Origin of the sequence: Deinococcus carri, from assembly GCF_039545055.1 — a bacterium.
GTDB classification, from domain to species: domain Bacteria; phylum Deinococcota; class Deinococci; order Deinococcales; family Deinococcaceae; genus Deinococcus; species Deinococcus carri.
Genome location: NZ_BAABRP010000042.1, coordinates 1 through 1216, shown reverse-complemented (window position 1 = coordinate 1216; position 1216 = coordinate 1). Strand labels below are relative to the sequence as shown.

1 protein-coding gene is annotated in these 1216 nt (G+C 62.7%); it reads right to left on the bottom strand.

Annotation, left to right across the window (positions count from 1 at the left end; genetic code table 11):
* Positions 1-25: 25 nt before the first annotated feature.
* Positions 26-1216 (bottom strand): IS701 family transposase (locus tag ABEA67_RS19390; RefSeq protein ID WP_345468528.1); only part of this gene is annotated, 1191 nt, incomplete at its 5' end.

The window sequence follows — 1216 nt, the reverse complement described above, 5'->3', positions numbered from 1 at the left end:
AGCTCGACTTTGTCCAAAGGGAAGTTCAGGCCGCGTAGCAAAGGGCGTCTATGAGGCGGTCCACGAGCGAGCGCGGGACTTGTACGAGGTCGTCGGCTGGAGGGGATGTTCGAAAAGTCTGGGCCTTCCACAGCGCTCGCCGAGGTTCGGCGAGCGCATCCACGAAGGTGGGAAGGGTCTTGTCATACCAGGCCGCACGGCGCACCCACACCTCGGTGTCCTTCCAGCGCTCGTGGGCGAGCAAGGTGACGAGGGAGAACAGGCCCAGCAAGACGGGTGTCGTCCGGGCGATGGCGAGATCCGACCACTGCCGCTGGGTCTCCACACCCAGATGGGCCCGCACTTCCTCGAAGGTGACTTCAAGCTGCCAGCGCTGCACGAACCACTCCAGCATCTGGAGTGGTGCCAGTTGTCCGTCGGTCGAAAGGAGAGCCTGTGGCGCGAACTTGCCCAGGGGGTCACGGATCAACACCCAACGGATGGAGACGGGGGGAAGGCCGGTGTAATACCACACCGCCGTGTCCGAGGCGAGCTCGACCACTCGGTTGGCCTCGCCATACCAGCGGGCAATCTGCACCCGTTGCCAAGACGTGTTCGGATCATCGAGTCGGGCAGCGAGAGTGGGCAAGCGCTGGCCTTTCAACCTTGGTCGGCCCATCTGGCCGACCTGACGTTCTGGCGCGGGTTCATAGAGTGCCGCGTCGAGCCGCAGACGGGTGATGACGGCGATGGGCTGGTGTTGCTGAAGGTCATGCAACCACGCGATCACGGCGTACGCGCTGTCAGCCACGACCACCAAGGGTCGGTCCGGCACCCAACGCTGCACCAAGCGGAGCATTTGACGAGCCCAGTCGGTCAACTTCTTATGCGGACGTCCGCGTTGCTGGTGAAAACGTTCTGAGGGCGTCAGCGCGGTGAGAAATGGGAGTGCCCACACCCGCTGCGCCCAGGGGATGGGCACGAGCAGCATCAGGCTTAACCACCGCAGCCCGCTGGCTTTGATGAAGTAGCTGTGGCTCGACCGTACCGGATCTCGATAGATTCCCAGGGCGTTGATCTTGGAACCCGTGCGGCGTTCGATGGTGTCGTCCAGCCCAAGGACCACTGGTCCTTGGGGCACAAAGGTGTGGATCAGCAACCGCAGCAGAATCCGACTGGTTTGCAGATTTGACCAGCGGACCCGGTTGAGCACGCGGTGATAGGTCACGAATTTTGG